General features: G+C 73.2%; 3 protein-coding genes. 1 reads left to right on the top strand and 2 read right to left on the bottom strand.

The window, feature by feature from the left end; all coding sequences use genetic code 11:
- Positions 1–113: DUF8185 domain-containing protein (locus tag AC2CJA_RS26475; RefSeq protein WP_484605185.1), on the top strand; the 113-nt coding region annotated here is incomplete at its 5' end.
- Positions 114–231: 118 nt separating this feature from the next.
- Here the strand turns inward: AC2CJA_RS26475 and AC2CJA_RS26470 are convergent.
- Both AC2CJA_RS26470 and AC2CJA_RS26465 read right to left on the bottom strand, forming a co-directional pair.
- Entirely contained in the window at positions 232–636 is a 405-nt protein-coding gene (locus AC2CJA_RS26470) for a globin (RefSeq protein WP_484605183.1), read from the bottom strand.
- 91 nt (positions 637–727) lie between these two features.
- A complete protein-coding gene (locus tag AC2CJA_RS26465; RefSeq protein WP_484605184.1) occupies positions 728–1,705 on the bottom strand; it encodes an ABC transporter permease in 978 nt (325 codons plus the stop codon).
- Positions 1,706–1,828 lie beyond the last annotated feature (123 nt).

Raw genomic sequence — 1,828 nt, 5'->3', positions numbered from 1 at the left:
CGGTGGCGGTGCTGGCAGCCGGGGCCTGGCTGCGGCTGCGCACCCCGTACGGCTCGGTCGCCGTGCGCGGCTCCGGACGCGGCGGGCCGGGGCTGAGCGTCACCCCGCTGTGAGGACGCCCCCCCGCGAACGACGAAGGCGTCCCGTGAACGGCGAGGGCGGAGCCCCGGCCCGGGGAGGGGACCGGGGCCGGGGCCGGGGCTCCGCCGTGTGCGTGCGCGGTACGGGGGGTCAGTCCGGGGTGTTGACCATCGAGGCGGCCGCGTAGACCAGGTAGTCCCACAGCTGCCGCTCGTGCTCGGGGGACAGGCCGAGCTCGTCCACGGCGTCGCGCATGTGCCGCAGCCAGGCGTCGTGGGCGGCGCGGTCGACCCTGAAGGGCATGTGCCGCATGCGCAGCCGAGGATGCCCACGCTGCTCGCCGTACGTGCGCGGACCGCCCCAGTACTGCATCAGGAAGAGCGCCAGCCGCTCCTCGGCCGGCCCGAGGTCCTCCTCCGGGTACATCGGCCGCAGCAGCGGGTCCCCGGCGACGCCCTCGTAGAAGCGGCGCACCAGCCGCCGGAACGTCTCCTCGCCTCCGACCTGCTCGAAGAAGGTCTGCGTCTGCACGTCGCCACGCGGAATCTCCATCACGCCCCCCATGGTCGCAGATACCCGGCCGTGCCCCGGGGGCTCGGGGCACGGCCGCCGAGGGCACGATCCGGACGGGCGGCCGGGCGGGGCCTCAGGCGTCGTCCCAGCGGAAGAGCCGGGCGGCCACGGCCGTCAGGACCGTCGCGAAGAGCAGCAGGCCGCCCATGACGGGCAGCGCCGCGCCCCAGGACTGGCCGCGGGAGAGGACGTCCTGCATCGCCTCGTTCAGATACGTCAGCGGGAACAGGCCGGAGACCGCCCGTACCCAGGACGGCGCCCCCTCCAGCGGGAAGAAGGCGCCGGAGAGGAAGGCCATCGGCAGGATGACCACCTGGGCGACCCCGTTCGCCGCCTCCTCGGTCTTCGTCCAGGCGCCGACGACCAGCCCGATGGACATGAAGGCCAGCGTGCCGCACACCACCAGCGGCACGGCCAGCCACCAGTGGCCGCTCAGCTCCAGGCCGTAGTAGGGGAGGGAGGCCACACCGAGGAAGACCGCGGTCTGGACGAGGGCCAGCCCCACGCTCACCCCCACCCGGGCCGCGATGACCGTGCCCGCGCTCACCGGGGCCAGCCACAGCCGCCGCAGGATGCGTTTCCTGCGCCAGTTGACCAGGGTGAACGCCGACCCGAAGACCGCGCCCATCGCCACCGCCCAGCCGAGCAGGCCGGGGGTGAGGAACTGGATCGCCCGCAGCGACTCGTCCTCCACCTGGCGGGCGGTCAGCTCGTAGGCGGGCGGCCGCCCGGTCGCGGCGATGTTCGCCTGCTGGACGACCGAGTCGACCAGTGCCCGCGCGTTCCCCGCCCGTACCTGGTCGGCGGCCGAGTAGCGCAGCCGCACCTGGTCGCCCTCCTGCCAGACGGCGGCGTCCACGTCGCCCGCGCGGACCTCCTCCAGGGCCGCCTCCCGGTCGTCGGACCGCCTGATCTCCAGGACCTCCTCCACTCCCTGCCGCGCGTCGCGCGGCAGGGAGTCGAAGATCTCCACCCGGCCTATCTGGACGATCTCCGCCCGCGCCGTCGTGTCGTTCTTGAACAGCGCGCCGAACAGGACCAGGAACATCAGCGGGAAGACCAGCTTGACTTCCTCCCCCTCCTGAAGGAGGGGGATTCCTACGGCTCGCGCCGTGGGGTTTTCTGCTTCATCACCGACTGCCCGCCCGGAGTACTCCGTTGAGGTCTTACACCA

The sequence above is a fragment of the Streptomyces sp. ATLC9 genome (genome assembly GCF_057196705.1).
Note: the sequence above shows the minus strand (reverse complement) of the source record. Positions and strands in the feature narration are given on the sequence as shown.